The following is a 19,063-nucleotide window of genomic DNA, read 5'->3' on the forward strand; positions in this document are numbered from 1 at the left end:
CCCGGCCGTCGGCAGCGGTGGGCGAGGCTCGGCTCTCGCCCGCGGCGGGCGCGGCTCGGCTCTCGCTGAACCAGGCGACGGTGAAGCGCGCCTCCCTGGCTGAGGCCATCGCGGCGATCACCGCGGCGGGCGTCGAGGCGATCGGGACGTGGCGCGAGCCGGTCGCCGACGTCGGGCTCGACGAGGCCGTGCGGATGGTCCGCGACTCCGGGCTCCGCGTGTCGACGCACTGCCGGGGCGGGTTCTTCACCCTGGCCGACGGTGCCGAACGCCGACGGGCGATGGACGACAACCGCCGGGCGATCGACGAGACCGCCGCGCTGGCCGACGCCGGCGCCCCGGGGTCCCGACCCGTGCTGGTCCTCGTCGTCGGGGGACTGCCCGCCGGCTCGAAGGACCTCGGCGCCGCACGTGCCCGGGTCGCCGACGCCCTGGCCGAGCTCGTGCCGCACGCCCTCGACGTCGGGGTCCAGCTCGCCGTGGAGCCCCTGCACCCGATGTACGCAGCCGACCGTGCCGTGGTGTCGACCCTGGCGCAGGCCCTCGACCTCGCCGCACCGTTCCCGACCGAGGCGGTCGGCGTCGCCGTCGACACCTTCCACGTGTGGTGGGACCCGGCGCTCGAGTCGTCGATCGCCCGCGCCGGAGCGGCCGGCCGCATCGCGACGTACCAGGTGTGCGACTGGGTGACCCCGCTCGCCGCCGACCCCCTGCTCTCGCGGGGCTACCCGGGCGACGGGCACATCGACTTTGGCCCGATCGGTGCCGCGGTCGCCGCAGCCGGGTACACCGGAGACGTGGAGGTCGAGATCTTCAACCAGTCCGTGTGGGACACCGCACCCGCCGTCGTCGTCGACCGGGTCGTGCGGAGCGTCGCCGCGCACGTCCCGCTGGGGCCCGCATGAGCGCCGTGCTCCGGTACCGCGGACCCGCGACCACCTGGACCGACGCGCTCCCGGTCGGCAACGGTCTGCTCGGGGCGATGTGCCACGGTGGCGCCCTCGTCGACCGCCTCGGGATCAACGACGGGTCCGCCTGGTCCGGCACGGTGGCGACCGAGCACGTCGATCCGCTCGACCCGCAGACCGTCCGGGCAGCGCTCGCCGAGTCCCGCGCCGCGATCGCCGAGGAGCGCTTCGACGACGCCGCCGACGCCCTCCGACGGGTGCAGCACCGGCACACGCAGGCGTACATGCCGTTCGTCGACCTGCTCGTGACGACCACCCCCGGCGGGGACGGCCTCGTGCAGGACCACGAGCGGACGCTGGACCTGGCCACCGCCACCGCGACGACGTCCTTCGTGCTCGACGGCCAGCCCGTCCACACCGCGACCTGGGCATCCTGGCCGCACCGGGTGCTCGTGCACGAACTCGTGTTCCCCGAGTCGGGCGTGGGGGTCGTCGACCTGACGCTCGAGACGCTGCTGCACGCGCCGCTCGACGGAGCCGCCGGCGCAGTCCTGGGTGATGCGGCGCTCCTCGTCCGGCTGCCGAGCGACGTCTGGCCGCCCCACGACGGCGACGTGCCGGACCCGGTGCGCTGGGACGGCCCAGCACTCGAGGGCGCTGCGGTGCTCCGGGTGGTCGACGGCCACGGCCGGCCCATCGCCGGCGCGTCCGCCCCCGCCTCCGCCTCCGACCCCGGGCGTGCACGAGGCTCGTGGCCCGCGACACCCCTCGGGCAGGATGCCGCGAGTCCTGTCGCGCAGCACGAGCCTCGTTCCGCGCAGCAGGTGCACGCGAGCGTTCGCGTCCCCGCGCGCGGGACCGTGCGCGTGGTGCTCGGCACCGCGACGACGGCACGCGGCGCCGGTCGCGAGCCCTCAGGCACCGCGGCGGACGCGGCCGCGACGGCGCTCGGCACGGTCGACGCCGCCATCGCCACGGGCATCGACCGGGTCCGTGACGCCCAGCGCACGGACCACGCCGCCCTGTTCGACCGGTTCACCCTGACGCTGCCGGAGGGCGACCACGCCGGCGTCATGACCGACGAGCGCCTCGCCCGGGTCGCTGCCGAGGGCATCGCGACGGACCCCGGGTTCGCCGCCCTCCTCGTCGCGTATGGGCGCTACCTGCTCATCTGCTCGTCCCGGCCAGGGGGCCTGCCCGCGACGCTGCAGGGCATCTGGAACGCTGCGCTCCGGCCGCCGTGGAGCGCGAACTACACCACGAACGTCAACCTCGAGATGGCCTACTGGCCCGCCGAGGTCACCGCCCTGCCCGAGACCGCCGAACCGCTCGTCGCGCTGGTCCAGGCGGTCGCTCGTAGCGGTGAGCAGACCGCTGCCCGGCTGTACGACGCTCCCGGGTGGGTGGCGCACCACAACACCGACGCCTGGGGCTACACCCAGCCGATCGGCGAGGGCCAGCACGACCCCGCGTACGCGTTCTGGCCGACGGGCGCGCTCTGGCTGCTCGACCCGCTCGTGGCGCACGCCGACCACGGCGCCGACGACGCCTTCGTGCGTGACGTGCTGCTGCCGCTCGTGTCCGGCGCGCTCGCGTTCGTCGACGCCTGGCTCGTGACCGGTGACGACGGCCTGCGGCACACGGTCCCCTCGACCTCGCCGGAGAACCACTTCGTCACCGCGACGGGTGCTCCCGGCTCCGTGGACACCGACGCCGCGATGGACCTCGCACTCATCGGCATGACGGTGTCCGCGTACCGACGGCTGTCGGCGCGGGTCGGACAGACGCCGGACCCGCGGTTCGTGGCGCTCGCCGACGCCCTGCCGCCGATCGAGCCCGGCGCCGACGGGGCCGTGCCGGAGTGGCGCTCGGACCGTGGACACGCCGAACCAGGGCACCGCCACGTGTCCTCGCTCGTCGGTGTCTACCCCGGCACGACACCGCTGGACGGGCCGATGGCCGCGGCGGTCACCCGGACGCTCGACGCCCGCGGCGACGACTCCACCGGGTGGTCGCTGGCGTGGAAACTCGCGCTCCGTGCCCGGCTCGGGGACACCGCCGCGATCGGCCGGCTCCTGCCGCTCGTGTTCCGCACGATGGACGGCGTCGACGACGAGGGGCAGCGCGGCGGGCTCTACCGCAACCTGTTCGCTGCGCACCCGCCGTTCCAGATCGACGGCAACCTCGGCTTCGTCGCCGCGGTGGCCGAGATGCTCGTGCAGTCCCACCGCGGTCGTCTCGACCTGCTCCCCGCCGTGCCCGCGGCCTTCGCGCACGGGTCCGTCCGCGGGCTCGTCGCACGACCCGGAATCGACGTCGACGTGACGTGGGGTGCCGTGGACGAGGACGGCGCCGAACTCCTGCACGCCGACCTGCGGGCACGGACCCCGAGGGCACTCGGCGACCACGTGGTCCGGCACCGCGGCCGCGAGGTCCTGGCCCGGCTCACCGCGGTCGGCGTCCGCGTCCCGGTGGTGTTCCCCGCGGTCTGAAGCCGGTGCCGGGTCAGCGGCGGCGGACGAGCACCACGCTGTCGAGCAGGTCGTGCACGGTGCCGTCGTCGCGGGGGACCGACCGCGGCCGGACCTCGGCCGTGACGACCGTCCAGTCACCGTCGACACCCTCGGCATCAGCACCGTCGCCGCGTCCCACCCCGAGCGCGGCCAGGTCGTCGTCCGGCGTCGGGAACCGGTAGGACCGCAGCTCCTCGGGCAGTTCGCCGGGCGGGGCCGCGTGCGCGGTCACCAGCAGGTGCCCGCCGGGTGCCACGAACCGGGTCGCCCGGCGCAGGATCGCCGCGCGGGGGATCTCGACCGGCCACGACTGCAGGAACGAGGCGGTCACCAGGGTGAAGCGCTCCTCGGTGTCCCACGTCGCCAGGTCGCCCGCGTCGAACCGCACGTGGTCCGCGACGCCAGCGTCCTCGGCGGCCGCGCGACCTCGGGCAGCGGCCGTGGGGGAGAGGTCCACACCCGTCGCCCGCCACCCCCGCGACGCCAGCCAGAGCACGTCGCCGCCCTCGCCGCAGCCCAGGTCGAGCGCGGAGCCGACGGGCCCCTGCTGCTCGAGCGACGTGACGACGTCAGCGAGGACGGCGTTCACCCGGCCCGACCACATCCGGTCCCCGTCGGCGTACCGGGCCTCCCAGTAGGTCGCCGCGTCGGGCAGTGCCTCGGCGGGCGAGTCGGTGCCGTGCTCGTGCTCGTGCGTGTGCATCCGCCCAGTGACGCACACCGCACCGCCCGGACGCGAGTTCCGTTGCCGGTTCGGCAACCTCGCACCGTGCGGGTTCCCCCGGCCCGTGCGAGCCTGCCCACCCCGTGCGCCCCGTCAGTGCCGCACGGGGAGGTCAACCTCGCACCGGCGCGCGCCCGCTACTCCGTCGGCACCGCGTCCGCGTGCTCGATGCGGGCGCTCGCCGTGGCCATGTGCTCGTCCATCGCCCGGAGCGTCGCGGCGACGTCCCGCGTCCGCATGGCGTCGTAGATCGCCCGGTGCTCGTTGTACGCGGCCTCGGTGGCCTCGCGCGTGCTGACCCGGCGGCCGACCCACACGCTCAGCATCGACCGGAGGCTCTGCAGCAGGTCGGCGAGCACGTCGTTGTCGGCTGCCCGCGCGAGCTGCACGTGGAAGCGGACGTCGGCCTCGATGAACGCGGAGGGGTCGTCGAGGGTGGCTTCCTGCCGGTCCAGGTGGTCGCCGAGCGCGTCGAGCTCCTCGTCCGTCGCGCGCTGTGCCGCGAGGATCGCCGCGGTGCGCTCCAGCGAGGACCGGATCTCGAGCAGCTCCCGCGTGCGGTTCGACGCGAGCATCAGCCCCCACGACAGCGTCGTCGGCAGCAGGTCCGACATCCCGCCGCGCAGGTACGTGCCCGAGCCCGGTCGGATCTGCACGATGCCGAGGATCTCCAGCGCGGCCAGTGCTTCGCGCACCGCCGACCGACCGACGCCGAGCCGTTCGGCGAGCACACGCTCGGACGGCAGACGCGACCCGGGGGCCAGGTCGCCGGCGGTGAGGAGCGACACGAGCTGCCGGGCGACCTCGGACGCGGGGGACCCGACCGGCACCGACTCGAGTTCGAGCCGGATGTTGAGGGGGTCGTTCTCGCTGAACGCGGGCATGTGCCGAGCGTAGCGGTGCCGGGTCCACCTCCACGGCTCTGGACACAAACCGGTCAACCGGTTGACAACCAGATCGGAACGGCGCAGGATGGTCCGCGTTCCAACCCCGACAACGTCGTTCCCCCAGCAGGAGTCACCGTGGACATCCCCGCCACCCGAGGCATCCCGACCTCGGTCGTCGAGAAGACGACCATCCGGAAGATCGCCATCCGCATCGTGCCGTTCGTGGCGCTGATGTTCTTCATCAACTTCCTCGACCGCACCGCGATCTCCTTCGCGGCCCCGAACGGCATGGAGGCCGACCTCGGCCTGACCGCCGCACAGTTCGGCTTCGCGTCCGGGGTCTTCTTCATCGGCTACCTCGTGCTCGAGGTCCCGTCGAACCTCGCACTGCACAAGTTCGGCGCCCGGATCTGGCTCGCCCGCATCATGATCACGTGGGGCATCGTCTCGCTGCTCTTCACGTGGGTGCAGAACTACCCGCAGCTGGTCGGGCTGCGCTTCCTGCTCGGCATCGCCGAGGCCGGGTTCTTCCCGGGCGCGATCCTGTTCCTCTCCACCTGGGTCCCCGCACGCCACCGCGGCAAGATGCTCGCGCTGTTCTACCTGGCGCAGCCTCTCACCAGCGTCATCGGCTCCCCGCTCGCCGGGTGGCTGATGACCCACGAAGGGCTGCTCGGCGGCCTGGCCGGCTGGCGCTTCATGTTCCTCTGCGTCTCGATCCCGGCGATCATCGTCGGCGTCCTGTGCCTCTTCGTCCTCAAGGACAAGCCCTCCCAGGCGAAGTGGCTCGACGAGGACGAGAAGGTCTGGCTGGAGACCGCCCTCGCGAAGGAGGCCCAGGGCAAGAACGACGGTCACGGCAAGGGCGCTCTGCGCTCCGCGTTCGGCAACGGCCGCGTCTGGATGCTCGCGTTCGTCTACTTCGGCTTCATCTACGGCCTCTACGCGCTGAGCTTCTTCCTCCCGACGATCATCGACGGCTTCCAGGAGCAGTTCGGCACCTCGTTCGACCTGTTCCAGAAGGGCCTGATCACCGCGATCCCGTACGTCCCCGCGGCGGTCGTCCTGTACTTCTGGTCGCGTGACGCCTTCCGCCGCGGCGTGAAGGTCTGGCACATCGCGCTCCCCGCCCTGGTCGGTGGGCTCAGCATCCCGGTGGCGCTGTTCATGAACTCGCCGGCCGCCACCGTCGCCGTCATCGCGGTCACCGCCTGCGCGATCTTCGCCGCCCTGCCGAACTTCTGGACCATGCCGACGCAGTTCCTCACCGGGGCCGCAGCGGCCGCGGGCGTCGCGCTCATCAACACGATCGGCAACCTCGGCGGCTTCGCTGCCCCGTACATCACGGGCATCGTCAGCGAGTGGACCGGCGGCTACCAGGTGCCGATGTTCATCGTCGGCTTCTTCATGGTCCTCTCGAGCATCCTGATGGTCATCGTGTCTCGCCAGCACCGTGGCGACACCGGCACCGCGACGACCAGCGGAACCACCACGACCGACGCCGAGCGCGCGGTCAGCACGGAGGCAGGACGATGACCCGGCTGTTCAACGACCCGGCGGACTTCGCCGACGAGATGGTCGACGGCTTCGTCGCCGCCAACCACGCCCGCGTCCGGAAGGTCCACGGCGGCGTCGCCCGGTCCACGGCGAGCCCGGACGGCACGGTCGCGCTGGTCGTCGGCGGTGGCTCCGGCCACTACCCGGCGTTCGGCGGACTCGTCGGCCACGGGCTCGCGGCCGGCGCAGCGATGGGGAACCTGTTCGCCAGCCCGTCCGCGCAGCAGGTGACGGCCGTCGCGAAGGCGTCCGAGCACGGCGGCGGCGTGCTGCTCTCCTACGGCAACTACGCCGGCGACGTGCTGAACTTCGACGCCGCCGAGCGCGCCCTGCGTGCCGAGGGCATCGACGTCCGCACGGTCCGGGTCACCGACGACATCGCGTCCGCCCCGGCCACCGAGGCCGCCAAGCGGCGGGGCATCGCGGGCGACCTCTGCGTCTTCAAGGTCGCCGGCGCCGCCGCGGAGCAGGGCATGACCCTGGACGAGGTCACGGCGATCGCAACGAGAGCGAACGACCGCACCCGGTCCTTCGGCGTCGCCTTCTCCGGCTGCTCCCTCCCCGGCGCCGACGAGCCCCTGTTCACCGTCCCCGAGGGCCGCATGGCGATCGGGATGGGCATCCACGGTGAACGCGGCATCGACGAAGCCGACGTCCCGAGCGCCGCGGACCTGGCCCGGCTCCTCGTGGAGCGCCTCCTCACCGAGCTCCCCGACGGCGTCACGGCTGACGGCGCCCACGTGGTCCCGATCCTGAACGGCCTGGGGAGCGTGAAGTACGAGGAGCTCTTCGTCGTCTACGCCACCGTCCAGCGCCTGCTCACGGACGCGGGCGCCGTGGTCGTCGAGCCCGAGGTCGGCGAACTCGTCACGAGCTTCGACATGGCCGGCGCCTCCCTGACCCTGTTCTGGCCGGACGCCGAACTCGAGCAGCTCTGGGCAGCGCCCGCGGACACCCCCGCGTACCGCAAGGGCGGCGCGGTCCCGCAGGAGCGCCTGCCCGACGACGTCCTCGCCGCCCACGTCGCCGCACCGGTCACCCCCGGCACCCCGGACTCGCAGGCGTCCGCCCGCATCGTCGCCGACGCGGTCACCGCGATCCGCGCCACGCTCGACGAGCACGCCGACGAACTCGGGCGCATCGACGCGGTCGCCGGCGACGGGGACCACGGCATCGGCATGCAGCGCGGTTCCACCGCCGCGGACGCCGCCGCACGCGACGCCGCCGACCGCGGCGCCGGAGCCGGCAGCGTCCTCGCCATCGCCGGGGACGCCTGGTCCGACAAGGCCGGCGGCACGTCCGGCGCGATCTGGGGAGCCGCCCTGGAGGCTCTGGGTCGCGTCCTCGGCGACACCGACCGGCCCGACCCGGCCACCGTCCAGAGCGCGGTGCACGCCGCCACCGACGCGGTCCTCGCCTTCGGCGCGGTCGTCGGCGACAAGACCATGGTCGACGCCCTCGTCCCGTTCGACGACACGCTCACCGCCCGGGTCACCGCGGGCGACGACCTCGTCACGGCGTGGACGGCTGCGTCCGACGCGGCCCAGCGCGCCGCCGACGCCACCGCGGCGCTCCTGCCCCGCATGGGTCGGGCCCGGACGCACGGCGAGGACGCGGTCGGCACCCCAGACGCGGGTGCCGTGTCGTTAGCCCTCATCACCGCCGCGGTCCTCCGGACTCTCGACGTCCCGGCCTGAGCACGACGCCGCACCAGCACCACCACCAGCACGCAGCACCAGCAGCACCACGAGAGAGGCACCCGCATGAGCGAGCAGTTCCGTCTGGTCATCGGTTCCGACGACGCCGGCTTCGACTACAAGGAGGTCATCAAGCGTGACCTCGAGGCCGACCCGCGCGTCGCCAGCGTCGTGGACGTGGGCGTCGACGCGGACGGCCACACCGCCTACCCGCACGTCGCCGTCGACGCCGCCCGGAGGGTCGCGAACGGCGAGGCCGACCGCGCGATCCTGATCTGCGGCACCGGGCTCGGCGTCGCGATCGCCGCGAACAAGGTCCCCGGCATCCGGGCCGTCACCGCGCACGACTCCTTCAGCGTCGAGCGCTCGGTCCTGTCGAACGACGCCCAGGTCCTCTGCATGGGCCAGCGCGTCGTCGGCGTCGAGGTCGCACGGCGGATGGCGAAGGAGTGGCTCGGCTACACCTTCGACCAGAGCAGCGCGAGCGCCGAGAAGGTCAACGCCATCTGCGCGTACGACGGCAGCGCCCCGGTCGGGACCGACGCATGACCCGGGCCACGGCGACGCCCCGACTGACGATCGGGGTGTCCCTGAAGATGTACTTCGGCCACGCCCGCACGATCGCGTGGGCCGAAGCCGTGGCCGACATCGCCCGCACGCACCCGGCCGTGACCGGCGGCAGCGTCGAGCTGTTCGTCATCCCGACGTTCCCGTCGCTCGTCCCGGTGCGGGCAGCGCTCGACGGCTCCGGCGTGCTCCTCGGCGCACAGGACCTGGCGTGGGCGGACGAGGGGGCCTTCACCGGCGAGGTCTCCGGCCGTGAGCTCGCGGAGATCGGCGTCGACCTCGTCGAGATCGCGCACGCCGAGCGGCGCTCCCTGTTCCACGAGTCCGACCAGGACGTCGCCGGCAAGGTGCACGCCGCCTTCCGGAACCACCTGCGTCCCCTCATCTGCGTCGGCGAGTCCACCCGCGCCTCCCGGCCTGGAGAGGTGACCGACGCGATCGCCGAGGTGACCGCCCACCTCGACCGCTTCGTCCAGACCGCGGTGGCGGACGGCATCGCCGGCCCCGTCATCGTGGCGTACGAGCCGGTCTGGGCCATCGGCGCACCGGCGCCCGCGCCGGACGACCACATCGTCGCGGTGCTCGCCGGTATCGAGGCCCACCTCGCCACCCGGCCGGAGCTCGCCGGCAGTGTCGTCATCTACGGCGGCAGTGCCGGCCCTGGTCTGCTGACGCGTGGAGGGGGGCGCATCGGCGGGCTGTTCCTCGGCCGCTTCGCGCACGACCCCGCGGCGATCCGGACGATCCTCGACGAGGCCGAGCAGCTGGGGGCCGACGCATGACCTCCCTCCTCGGACTCTCGACGTACGCCTACTTCTGGCGGATGTCCGACCGGGTCCCCGCGCCGATGTCCCTCGACGACGTCCTCCGCGACGCCGCCTCCCACGACGGCGTCGACCTCGTCCAGATCTGCGACCACCTGCCGCTCGACACCGCGTCGGACGAGCAGTTGGACGAGCTGAAGACCCTGGCCGACGACCTCGGCCTCGTGCTCGAGGTCGGCACCCGCGGCACCGCGCCCGAGCACCTCGCCCGGTACCTGCACGTCGCCGAGCAGCTCGGCGCGACGCTCGTCCGGTCGATGTGGACGAGCGGCGACGACCGGCCCGACGCAGCCGAGACCGAACGGCGACTCCGCCAGGCCCTGCCCGCGTACGAGGCCGCCGGCGTCACGCTCGCCCTCGAGACCTACGAGGTCGTGCCCACCGCGGACCTGGTGGCCGTCGTCGCCCGGATCGGGTCCGACCACCTCGGGATCTGCCTCGACCCGGCGAACACCGTGGCGGCCCTCGAGCACCCGTCGGACGTCGTCGCGATGACGGCCCCGTACGTCGTGAACTGGCACGTGAAGGACGCTGCCTTCACCCGGTCCCCGGGCTGGGTCGGCTTCCAGTACACCGGCGTGCCGATCGGCACCGGTCGCATCGACCACCTGCGGATCCGGGACGCGATCGACCCGCAGGCCCGGGGGATCAACCGCGTCATCGAGTTCTGGCTGCCGTGGCAGGACGCCACCGTCGCCGCCGAACCGGAGCCCGGCGAGACACCCGCACAGACCACCACCCGCATCGAGGCGGCGTGGACCGAACAGACCATCGAGTACACCAGGAGCAGGGAATCATGACCGACACCGCCATCAGCCACACCACCGCAGCCGGCTCGGGCACCGCCGACGTCACCGTCGCCGTGATCGGCGCCGGCGGCAAGATGGGCACCCGCGTCTCGAACAACTTCGCCAAGAGCGAGTACACGACGCGCTACAGCGAGGCCTCGCCCGCCGGCCAGGAGCGCATCAAGGACCTCGGCCGCGAGCTGACCGACAGCATCGAGGCCGCGAAGGTCGCCGACGTCGTCATCCTCGCCGTGCCCGACGTCCTGCTCGGCACCGTCTCGGAGCAGCTCGTCCCCGAGATGCGCGCCGGCGCCACGATCCTGACGCTCGACCCCGCCGCGGCCTACGCGGGCCTCCTCGCCAAGCGCGAGGACATCCACTACGCCGTGGCGCACCCGTGCCACCCGTCCGTGTTCCTCGAGCGGACCAGCAAGGAGGAGTGGGACGACACCTTCGGTGGCATCGCCGCCCCGCAGGAGGTCATCGCGGCCTTCGACGCCTCCGAGTCGCTCGGTGACGAGGGTGACCGTGCCAAGGCGATCGCCGAGGCCGTCATCACGACCATGTACGCCCCGGTCATCCAGGTTCACTGGGTCACCGTCAAGCAGCTCGCGGTGCTCGAGCCGACCCTCGTCGAGACCATCGCCTGCATGATCGGCGACTTCCTCCACGACGCCCTCGAGGAGACCGTCAACGGCGTCGGCGTGCCTCGCGAGGCCGCCCGCGCGATGCTCTACGGCCACACCTGGATCGCGCTGACGAACGGCCTCCGCGGCTCGAACCCGTTCTCGGACGCCTGCCACATCGCGATGGGCTACGGCCGCGAGAAGCTCATCAAGGAGGACTGGAAGCAGGTCTTCGACGACAGCGAGCTCGACAGCGTCATCGCCAAGATGCTGAAGATCGACGCGATCAAGCGCTGAGCGACCGCCCGGTCGACCCCCGCGGGCCCCAGGCCTCGTCGAGCGTGATGCTGACGAGGCCTGGGGCCCGTAGTGCGTGCACGGCCCGGCGGAACCACGCGTCCGCCGCGGGGGACTGCTGTTCCGGGTCCGTCGCGTCCGGCACGAACTGCGGCCCGTGGCCGTCCTCGACGTCGGCGCGCGTCACCGGTACGGGCGCCGAGGTCGCGACCGCGTTGAACCGGGGACGCAGGGTCACCGGCCCGACGTGGAGCGATCGGCCGGCGGCCAGCCTGGAGGCACTCATCGCCACCCAGCGCAGCATCCGGACCGCCTCGGTCACCTGGGCACGGGACCGGTCGTGCATCTGTGGCGTCACGCTGAAGGTCAGGGGCCCGTCCCAGTCCCGGAAGAGCTCGATGCTCCGGTTCAGCTCGGTGAAGTGCGCGCGGGTCCCGGCGACGACCTCGAGGCCGCCGTCCGCTCGGGCCGCTTCCCGCAGCGCCTGCTGCAGCGCCGGCGTCGTCACGTGGGTGCGCGGGTCGAACGCCCCGACGCGGACGACCGCGCCGCTGCCGAGCACGTCGTCGATCGCGGCACGCAGTGCGACCGGGTCGTCGGTGACGAAGCGGACGTCGAGCGGCGCGTGGACGGCGTCCCGGCGAGCCGACGCCAGCACCGCGGCCACGTTCGGCGACCCGACGACCGGTTCGACCAGGACCGGCACGCCCGGTCGCAGCGCGTCGTCCGGCGGGCGCAGCGCTGCCGGGGCCGAGGACGCGAGCAGCTGGAGCACCGGGGCGGGACCGGCCACGGGTTCCGCGGCCGGGTCGTCGACGGGCGGGACGTCCGAGAGGACCGTCACCGAGCCTCCCGTCTGCACGTGCGCCGAGCGCAGGGTGAGCGCCTGCCGGACCGTGGCGCCGGGCTCGAGCGCGACCGGGAACGGTTCCGCGAGCGGTGTCGAGTAGGTCTTGAAGGACGTGTCGGACCAGTTCCGCTGGTCCTCCATCTCGAAGACGTCCCCGGTCATCGTCATCGCGACCGCGATGGAGCCGGCGGTCCAGCGGTACCCGACCACGTCGACGGCGGGCTGGTGCGGGGCGATCCAGAGCGGGTAGGACGTGATCGACGGCCGGCCGTCGGGGTGCTCGACGACCAGGGGCACCCCGGCGAGCCCGGCGGGGTGCAGCGCGACCAGGCCGATGCGGTTGCGGCGGAACGGACGGAGCGTCGTCGCGGACCCGTCCACCCGCAGGACGTCGCCCTCGATCCGCACCACGAGCGTGTACTCGAGCGCGTCGTCGCCGTCGAACCCGCTCCGCGCGGCGATCCGCACGTCCACGCCGGCGCTCGTGGGCGTCACGGTCCGGGCGACCAGGGTGTCCTCGGCGGTCCGCCAGTCGTGGTCCCGCGTGACGAACCGCACGGCGCGCAGCACCGGCGTGCCGTCGTGGGTGAGGTCCGCGACCTCGGTCCCGCGCAGTCGGAGGCGCCACGGCCCGACTGCGACGACCTCGTCGGGGGAGGCGTCCGGCCAGGCGTCCGCGCGTGCGTCGTCGTCGATCACGACGCCAGTCAACCTGGTCCTGTGTCCGACCGCCAGTACCGGCCAACCGGTTGACCATTCCGGTCTGATCGGTACGCTGAGCGGACGGACGGGGCGACGGCGCCCCGCGGGACGGGGCAGATGCGATGACCGGGCGACTCGACGGCAAGGTGGCGCTCGTGACGGGCGCGGGATCGGGGATCGGGCGGGCGATCGCCGACCGCTTCGTCGCCGAGGGGGCCCGCGTGGTCTACGCCGACCGCGACACCGCCGGGGCGACCACGGCGGCCGCAGCAGCTGGCGACCTCGCCGTCCCGCTGACGATGGACATCGCGTCCGAGCCGTCCGTGTCTGACGGGTTCGCGGCGCTCGCAGCGGACGGCCTCGTGCCGGACGTCGTGGTCGCCAACGCCGGTGTGCAGCTCTTCGGCCAGGACGCCGCCGTCGCCGACGTGCCGCTCGAGGCCTGGGAACGCACGCTCGCGGTCAACCTGACGGGCACGTTCCTCACGCTCAAGCACGCCGTGCGGGCGATGCGACCCCGCGGCGGCGGCTCGGTCATCTGCACGGGCAGCCCGACGGGCCTGAACGGCGAGGGCTCGACGTTCGCGGCGTACTCGTCGACGAAGGGCGGCATCCACGCGCTCGTCCGCTCGACGGCCATGGCGTACGCGTCCGACGGCATCCGGGTGAACACCGTGGTGCCCGGCTACACCGAGACCGGCCTGGTGTCGACGATCGCGACGGACCCGGAAGCGCGGGCAGCCATCGTCGCGCGCACGCCGCTCGGCCGCGCCGGCACGCCCGACGACGTCACCGGGATCATGGTCTACCTGGCCAGCGACGAGTCGTCGTTCGCGACCGGTGCCGAGTTCCGCGTCGACGGCGGCATGACGAGCCTGTAGGCCGGCACGGTGCGCTGTCCCTCGGCTGGTGCGAGGGAGACCACCCCGTGCAGGCCGCCAGCCGCGCACGGGGTGGTCGAGTTCGCACCACGCTGGCGGGCCTCAGGCCATCCGGGTCGAGGCCACCCCGCCGTCCACGTCGATGGTGCCGCCGTGCACGAACACGGCCTCGTCCGACGCGAGCCACCGCACCGCGAACGCGATGTCGACGGGCCGCACGGGCACCCCGGCGGGGGTCCCGGCCGTCATCGCCGCCAGGGCGTCCGCGGAGTCCGCGTTCCCCGGCGTCGCCGTCGCGCCCGGCGCCACCGTGCTCACCCGCACCCCGCTCGGGCCGAACTCGGCCGCCCACGCCCGGGTCAGTTGCTCGACGGCGGCCTTCGTCGCGGGGTAGAGCGCCATGAAGGGCACCCCGACGCGGGCCATCCACGACCCGACGTTCACCACGACGCCGGAGCCCCGCGCCGCCATCGCCGGGGCGAGCTCCGCGACGAGCACGTGCGGCGCCCGGACGTTCGTCGCCCAGAGCTCCTGCATCGCCGCGTCGGACACGGTCGCGGTGGGGCCGCCGGGGTAGACGCCGGCGTTGTTCACCAGGACGTCCACCCGGCCACCGAGCGCCTCGGTGGCTCGTGCGGCGAGGTCGCGCACGGTGTCGGGTCCGTCGGACAGGTCGGCGCGGACGGCGACCGTGTCGCCGCCCTGCGCGGTGATGGCGTCCACCACCCGCTGGGCGCGCTCGGCACTGCGGCCGGACACGGCGACGCGGGCACCGGAGGCCGCCAGGACACGGGCGATCGCCTCGCCGATGCCGCTGGTCGCGCCGGTCACCAGGGCGGTGCGGCCGGCGAGCCGGTCGTCACGGGGGAGGGAGTCGAGGACTGCTTCGTTGGTCTGCATGCCGTCCAGCCTCCGGGCGGGGGACGCTCGTCGGCTTGCCCGGATCCGCGAGGTCCTTGCCCGATCCCGCACGTGCTGCTCCCCGGCGCCGCCGTCCAGGGCCGGGCGGGGTTGGATGAGGACATGGACCACGGCACCAGCGACCACCTCGACCGCGCCCTCGCGACCGCGCTCCGCCGTGTCGAGGACCGCCGGACGGTGCCGGAGCTCGGCCTCACGCTGTCCCGCGTGCACGACACCACCCCGCTCGGCTACCAGCGGTACACGCCGTCGCTCTCCGTGGTGCTCGCCGGCCGCAAGCGCTCGGTCGTGGGGGACGACGACCAGGTGTGGGGCCGCGAGCACTTCATCATCACGCCCGTCGACCTGCCCGTGATCGCCGGGGTCGTCGAGACCGAGCCCGAGGTCGGCTTCGTGTCCGCCGTCTGGCAGCTCGACGCGGCGGTCGTGGCCGAGGTCGCCGGTGCGATGGCGCGCCCGGCCCCGTCGACCGAGGACCCGGCGCGCCTCGGCACGTGGACACCGGCGCTCGCCGACGCCTTCGCTCGGCTCGTCGCGCTGATGGACACGCCCGAGGACGTCCCCGTCCTCGCACCGCTCATCAGCCGGGAGGTCGTGCTCCGACTCCTGCAGACCGACCAGGCGCCGCGCATCCTCGCCGCGATCGGCACCGGCGAGGCCGAGGTCGTCGTCGCCGCCACCCGCCTGCTCACCGAACGGACCGCCGAGCCGTGGTCGATGACCACGCTCGCCGACGCCGTGCGCACGAGCGAGTCCACGCTCTACGCCCGGTTCCGGAGCGCGACGGGGATGTCGCCGATGCAGTACCTGAAACGGCTCCGCCTGGGCGAGGCCAAGCGCCGGATGGTCGTCCACGGCGACACCGCGGCCCAGGCCGCTTCCGCCGTCGGCTACCGCAGCGCCTCGCACTTCTCGCGGGACTACCGCACCGCCTACGGGCGACCACCGGCCGAGGACGCGGCCGTCGCGCGCACGCACCTCGCGCTCGTCCCGGCCTGACCCGACGGACAGGAGGCTCACCCCGGCCTGGCAGGACACCGTCAGACCAGCGCGAGTCTGTGACGGGCCGCAGGAACTCCCCGCCGTTCCCCAGCCGGGATCAGGTTCGTGACCAATACGTTATCTTCCCGAGTCGCCGCACGAGACGGGCGGTTCTGACCCGGAAGGAACCATGGGACGCCACGCACTGCCAGCAGGTGACGACGACCGTCGACCCGCACCCACCCCCGTCCCCAGCTCCACCGCACCCGCAACCGCCCCGGCGCCGCGCGCCCGTGGCCGTCGCTCCGCAGCAGGACCGGCCTTCGCCCGCACCACCTTCGTCGAGCACGAGCAGCCGGCCCGCGTGGTCGCCCTCGCACCGACCCGTGCGGCACGACCGCTCGCCGTGGCACCGTCTGCTGCCGGACCGTCCGCCGTCGCCACGGTCTCCCGGAACGCCGCGCTCCGTGCCGAGCGTGCCGTCGACCCGCGGCACGTCCGCCGCGCCGCCAACGCCAAGCGCGCCGCGCTCCTGCTCGCTCCGGCCCTGGCCATCACCTCGACCCTGTCGCTGTCGATCCCGGCGAACGCCGCGACCCAAGACGCCGCCCCGGTGCACGCGACGACGACGTCCGAGCCCCTGCAGACGTTCACCGTCGCCCACGACGTCGAGGTCCCGATCATCTCCTCGGACGGCATGACCACGACCTCCGTCGTGTCGTACCCCACCCTCGTGCTCCGCTTCGGCGTCACCACCGCGCAGGCCCAGGCCGCCCTGTCCGCTGCGCTGTCGCCCGGTGGCGACCGGGCCACCGTGCTGCAGACGGCGCTGGCGTACATGGGGGACCCGTACGTCGAGGGCGGTGCGAGCCACGCCGGCATCGACTGCTCCGGGCTGACGATGGTGGCGTACCAGGCCGTCGGCATCCCGCTCGCGCACTACGTCCCGACGCAGGACGCCGCCGCGACGACGATCCCCGCGTCCGAGGCCAAGCCGGGCGACATGGTGGTCTACGACAACGAGGACCACGTCGGGCTGTACCTCGGCGACGGCCTCGTGCTGCAGGCCCCGCACCCCGGCGAGGTCGTGGACATCGTCCCGATGTACTCGGCAGCGCACCACTTCACCCGGCTCCTGCCCGCCGGTTCCTGACGCCGCCGCGTCGGGCGCACCCGGCGTGCCCTGGAGCCCAGGGGCCACCGGGCCGACGGCCGCACTGCCGAGTGGGGGCGAGCCTCCCGTAAGCTGGAGTGATGGCCACCGAGATCCGCACCCCCTTCGAGGAGCAGAGCGCAGCAGCACGCTCTGCCCGACCGCAGGTGCGCCCTCGCACCGAGGGCTGGAAGCAGGCGACCGACACCGACGGTCGGCCCCTGCTGCAGTTCGCGTCGCCGAAGCGGGGCAAGCCGCCGGTGCACCTCGCCGACATGACCACCGAGGAACGCGAGGCCGCCGTCGTGGCCCTCGGCCTGCCGAAGTTCCGGGCCAAGCAGCTCGCGACCCACTACTTCACGCACTACACATCCGACCCGGCGAAGATGACCGACCTGCCGTCGGCCCAGCGCGAGCAGCTCGTGCAGGGCATGCTCCCGCCGCTGCTCACCGAGACCCGACGGCTGGCGACGGACAAGGGCGACACGATCAAGTTCCTCTGGAAGCTGCACGACGGTGCCCTGGTCGAGTCGGTGCTGATGCGCTACCCCGGCCGGATCACCCTCTGCGTGTCGTCGCAGGCCGGGTGTGGCATGAACTGCCCGTTCTGCGCCACGGGGCAGGCCGGTCTGACACGGAACATGTCGACGGCGGAGATCATCGAGCAGATCGTCCGGGCCAACGCCGCCATCGCCGCGGGGGAGCTCGGTGGTGACCCGCGCAAGGGCGGGCAGGACCGCGTCGACGCCGAGCGCGTGACGAACATCGTGTTCATGGGCATGGGGGAGCCGCTCGCCAACTACAAGCGCGTGATGGACGCCGTCCGCCTGATGGTCGCTCCCCAGCCGAACGGGCTCGGCATGAGTGCCCGTGGCATCACGGTGTCGACCGTGGGGCTGGTGCCCGCGATGCTCAAGCTCGCGGACGAGGGCATCCCGGTGACCTTCGCGCTGTCGTTGCATGCGCCCGACGACGAACTCCGCGACGAGCTCATCCCGGTGAACTCGAAGTGGAAGGCCGACGAGGCGATCGACGCCGCCCACAACTACTACCTGAAGACCGGGCGGCGGGTGTCGATCGAGTACGCGCTCATCAAGGACATGAACGACCACGCCTGGCGAGCCGACCTGCTGGCGGAGAAGCTCAACAAGCGCGGCAAGGGGTGGGTGCACGTGAACCCCATCCCGCTCAACCCGACGCCCGGCTCCGTGTGGACGTCGTCCGAGGTCCACGTGCAGGACGAGTTCGTGCGCCGACTCAACGCTGCCGGCATCCCGACGACCCTCCGCGACACCCGCGGCAAGGAGATCGACGGGGCCTGCGGGCAGTTGGCCGCGGCGGAGTAGCTGGCTGGAGTCGGGGTCCTCCCTCGGCGCTCGATGCAGGAGGCACGGTGCTCAGGCACCGTGCCTTCCGTCGTTCCCGGGCAGCGCGCGCTGTTCAACCCCCGGATCTCCGCCGGTGTCGCGGGGTCCTCCTGCCGTTCACCTCGGCGCGACACGCCCGGGTGCGACGACGGTTGGCGGGGCCCTGGGGCCGTGTGTAAAGTAATCACTCGTTGCCGCTGATGCGGAGAACGGAACGGCCGAGACGGTCACAGGGTGAACACCCTGAGACGCAGTCCGGACGGGGTCCCGGTCAGGCAACCACCACTGGTGTTCGTCACCGGTGGTCAACCAAGAACGAATGCCTCTCTGGCGGAATCCTTCACGGGTCGAGCGGGGAGTGCGTCTGGTCCTTGAGAACTCAACAGCGTGCACATTGTCAATGCCAATTTATTGACCTCGTCGCCGAGCTTGCTCGGTGTCGGAGACAATTCCTTTTGGATTGAAGATTGTCAGTAGACAGTCAACAGTCAGAATCAACTCGCTGACACTTCGGTGTTGGTTGTAATTTTTTACGGAGAGTTTGATCCTGGCTCAGGACGAACGCTGGCGGCGTGCTTAACACATGCAAGTCGAACGATGATGCCCAGCTTGCTGGGTTGATTAGTGGCGAACGGGTGAGTAACACGTGAGTAACCTGCCCCTGACTCTGGGATAAGCGTTGGAAACGACGTCTAATACTGGATATGATCGCCGGCCGCATGGTCTGGTGGTGGAAAGATTTTTTGGTTGGGGATGGACTCGCGGCCTATCAGCTTGTTGGTGAGGTAATGGCTCACCAAGGCGACGACGGGTAGCCGGC

Annotated in this window: 16 protein-coding genes and 1 rRNA gene; 13 read left to right on the top strand and 4 right to left on the bottom strand. The window is 72.7% G+C overall.

The window, feature by feature from the left end:
• Positions 1-17: 17 nt before the first annotated feature.
• Together ITJ54_RS10710 and ITJ54_RS10715 are read left to right on the top strand one after the other, a co-directional pair.
• Positions 18-905 carry a sugar phosphate isomerase/epimerase family protein gene (locus ITJ54_RS10710; protein WP_194628176.1) on the top strand — a complete coding sequence of 296 codons (888 nt, stop codon included), beginning with the start codon at positions 18-20 and terminating at the stop codon, positions 903-905.
• Positions 902-3,400, top strand: a complete 2,499-nt coding sequence (locus tag ITJ54_RS10715) for a glycosyl hydrolase family 95 catalytic domain-containing protein (RefSeq protein WP_194628065.1) — start codon at positions 902-904, stop codon at positions 3,398-3,400. The genes ITJ54_RS10710 and ITJ54_RS10715 overlap by 4 nt, the downstream gene beginning before the upstream one ends.
• A 13-nt stretch (positions 3,401-3,413) precedes the next feature.
• Here the strand turns inward: ITJ54_RS10715 and ITJ54_RS10720 are convergent, their stop codons facing one another.
• Together ITJ54_RS10720 and ITJ54_RS10725 are read right to left on the bottom strand one after the other, a co-directional pair.
• Positions 3,414-4,124, bottom strand: coding sequence for a class I SAM-dependent methyltransferase (locus ITJ54_RS10720; RefSeq protein WP_194628080.1), 711 nt, complete (start codon positions 4,122-4,124; stop codon positions 3,414-3,416).
• Between the two features lie 158 nt (positions 4,125-4,282).
• Positions 4,283-5,029 (bottom strand): FadR/GntR family transcriptional regulator, encoded by a 747-nt coding sequence (locus ITJ54_RS10725; protein WP_071270945.1) that lies wholly within the window; start codon positions 5,027-5,029, stop codon positions 4,283-4,285.
• Positions 5,030-5,167: 138 nt separating this feature from the next.
• On the opposite strand from ITJ54_RS10725, the gene ITJ54_RS10730 reads away from it, so the two are divergent.
• From ITJ54_RS10730 to ITJ54_RS10755, 6 genes are all read left to right on the top strand, one after another.
• Complete coding sequence (locus tag ITJ54_RS10730) at positions 5,168-6,568, top strand: MFS transporter (RefSeq protein WP_194628081.1); 1,401 nt, start codon at positions 5,168-5,170, stop codon at positions 6,566-6,568.
• The gene (locus tag ITJ54_RS10735; protein ID WP_194628083.1) at positions 6,565-8,286 is read left to right on the top strand and encodes a dihydroxyacetone kinase family protein; all 1,722 of its coding nucleotides are present in this window, start codon (positions 6,565-6,567) and stop codon (positions 8,284-8,286) included. The genes ITJ54_RS10730 and ITJ54_RS10735 overlap by 4 nt, the downstream gene beginning before the upstream one ends.
• Before the next feature lie 66 nt (positions 8,287-8,352).
• Entirely contained in the window at positions 8,353-8,835 is a 483-nt protein-coding gene (locus ITJ54_RS10740) for a ribose-5-phosphate isomerase (RefSeq protein ID WP_194628085.1), read from the top strand.
• Positions 8,832-9,635 (top strand): triose-phosphate isomerase family protein, encoded by an 804-nt coding sequence (locus tag ITJ54_RS10745; RefSeq protein ID WP_194628087.1) that lies wholly within the window; start codon positions 8,832-8,834, stop codon positions 9,633-9,635. Before ITJ54_RS10740 ends, ITJ54_RS10745 begins: the two co-directional genes overlap by 4 nt.
• Positions 9,632-10,477: a sugar phosphate isomerase/epimerase family protein gene (locus tag ITJ54_RS10750; RefSeq protein ID WP_194628088.1), complete on the top strand. Its 846-nt coding sequence runs from the start codon at positions 9,632-9,634 to the stop codon at positions 10,475-10,477. Before ITJ54_RS10745 ends, ITJ54_RS10750 begins: the two co-directional genes overlap by 4 nt.
• The gene (locus tag ITJ54_RS10755; RefSeq protein WP_194628090.1) at positions 10,474-11,388 is read left to right on the top strand and encodes a phosphogluconate dehydrogenase C-terminal domain-containing protein; all 915 of its coding nucleotides are present in this window, start codon (positions 10,474-10,476) and stop codon (positions 11,386-11,388) included. The genes ITJ54_RS10750 and ITJ54_RS10755 overlap by 4 nt, the downstream gene beginning before the upstream one ends.
• Here ITJ54_RS10755 and ITJ54_RS10760 read toward each other — a convergent pair.
• Positions 11,378-12,937, bottom strand: a complete 1,560-nt coding sequence (locus ITJ54_RS10760) for a hypothetical protein (RefSeq protein WP_194628092.1) — start codon at positions 12,935-12,937, stop codon at positions 11,378-11,380. The two genes, ITJ54_RS10755 and ITJ54_RS10760, sit on opposite strands and share 11 nt — an antisense overlap.
• 125 nt (positions 12,938-13,062) lie before the next feature.
• Here ITJ54_RS10760 and ITJ54_RS10765 point away from each other — a divergent pair, with 125 nt between their 5' ends.
• Positions 13,063-13,821, top strand: coding sequence for an SDR family NAD(P)-dependent oxidoreductase (locus ITJ54_RS10765; protein WP_194628094.1), 759 nt, complete (start codon positions 13,063-13,065; stop codon positions 13,819-13,821).
• A 102-nt stretch (positions 13,822-13,923) separates the two neighbouring features.
• On the opposite strand, the gene ITJ54_RS10770 is transcribed toward ITJ54_RS10765, so the two are convergent.
• Positions 13,924-14,721, bottom strand: coding sequence for an SDR family NAD(P)-dependent oxidoreductase (locus tag ITJ54_RS10770; RefSeq protein WP_194628096.1), 798 nt, complete (start codon positions 14,719-14,721; stop codon positions 13,924-13,926).
• Positions 14,722-14,844: 123 nt separating this feature from the next.
• Here ITJ54_RS10770 and ITJ54_RS10775 point away from each other — a divergent pair, with 123 nt between their 5' ends.
• The 4 genes from ITJ54_RS10775 to ITJ54_RS10790 form a co-directional block, all read left to right on the top strand.
• The gene (locus tag ITJ54_RS10775; protein WP_194628097.1) at positions 14,845-15,741 is read left to right on the top strand and encodes an AraC family transcriptional regulator; all 897 of its coding nucleotides are present in this window, start codon (positions 14,845-14,847) and stop codon (positions 15,739-15,741) included.
• Positions 15,742-15,913: 172 nt separating this feature from the next.
• Positions 15,914-16,876: a C40 family peptidase gene (locus tag ITJ54_RS10780; RefSeq protein ID WP_194628098.1), complete on the top strand. Its 963-nt coding sequence runs from the start codon at positions 15,914-15,916 to the stop codon at positions 16,874-16,876.
• Positions 16,877-16,977: 101 nt separating this feature from the next.
• Positions 16,978-18,222, top strand: coding sequence for a 23S rRNA (adenine(2503)-C(2))-methyltransferase RlmN (gene rlmN, locus ITJ54_RS10785; protein WP_194628099.1), 1,245 nt, complete (start codon positions 16,978-16,980; stop codon positions 18,220-18,222).
• Positions 18,223-18,772: 550 nt separating this feature from the next.
• Positions 18,773-19,063 (top strand): 16S ribosomal RNA (locus tag ITJ54_RS10790); the annotation flags it as partial.

Source organism: Curtobacterium sp. VKM Ac-2865 (genome assembly GCF_015350905.1).
Taxonomy (GTDB): domain Bacteria; phylum Actinomycetota; class Actinomycetes; order Actinomycetales; family Microbacteriaceae; genus Curtobacterium.

Bases quoted from the DNA above. Each gene is read 5' to 3' on its own strand.
- ITJ54_RS10715 (WP_194628065.1), top strand. From the start codon at position 902: ATGAGCGCCGTGCTCCGGTACCGCGGACCCGCGACCACCTGGACCGAC.
- ITJ54_RS10720 (WP_194628080.1), bottom strand. From the start codon at position 4,124: ATGCACACGCACGAGCACGAGCACGGCACCGACTCGCCCGCCGAGGCA.
- ITJ54_RS10725 (WP_071270945.1), bottom strand. From the start codon at position 5,029: ATGCCCGCGTTCAGCGAGAACGACCCCCTCAACATCCGGCTCGAACTC.
- ITJ54_RS10735 (WP_194628083.1), top strand. From the start codon at position 6,565: ATGACCCGGCTGTTCAACGACCCGGCGGACTTCGCCGACGAGATGGTC.
- ITJ54_RS10740 (WP_194628085.1), top strand. From the start codon at position 8,353: ATGAGCGAGCAGTTCCGTCTGGTCATCGGTTCCGACGACGCCGGCTTC.
- ITJ54_RS10745 (WP_194628087.1), top strand. From the start codon at position 8,832: ATGACCCGGGCCACGGCGACGCCCCGACTGACGATCGGGGTGTCCCTG.
- ITJ54_RS10750 (WP_194628088.1), top strand. From the start codon at position 9,632: ATGACCTCCCTCCTCGGACTCTCGACGTACGCCTACTTCTGGCGGATG.
- ITJ54_RS10755 (WP_194628090.1), top strand. From the start codon at position 10,474: ATGACCGACACCGCCATCAGCCACACCACCGCAGCCGGCTCGGGCACC.
- ITJ54_RS10765 (WP_194628094.1), top strand. From the start codon at position 13,063: ATGACCGGGCGACTCGACGGCAAGGTGGCGCTCGTGACGGGCGCGGGA.
- ITJ54_RS10770 (WP_194628096.1), bottom strand. From the start codon at position 14,721: ATGCAGACCAACGAAGCAGTCCTCGACTCCCTCCCCCGTGACGACCGG.
- ITJ54_RS10775 (WP_194628097.1), top strand. From the start codon at position 14,845: ATGGACCACGGCACCAGCGACCACCTCGACCGCGCCCTCGCGACCGCG.
- ITJ54_RS10780 (WP_194628098.1), top strand. From the start codon at position 15,914: ATGGGACGCCACGCACTGCCAGCAGGTGACGACGACCGTCGACCCGCA.
- rlmN (WP_194628099.1), top strand. From the start codon at position 16,978: ATGGCCACCGAGATCCGCACCCCCTTCGAGGAGCAGAGCGCAGCAGCA.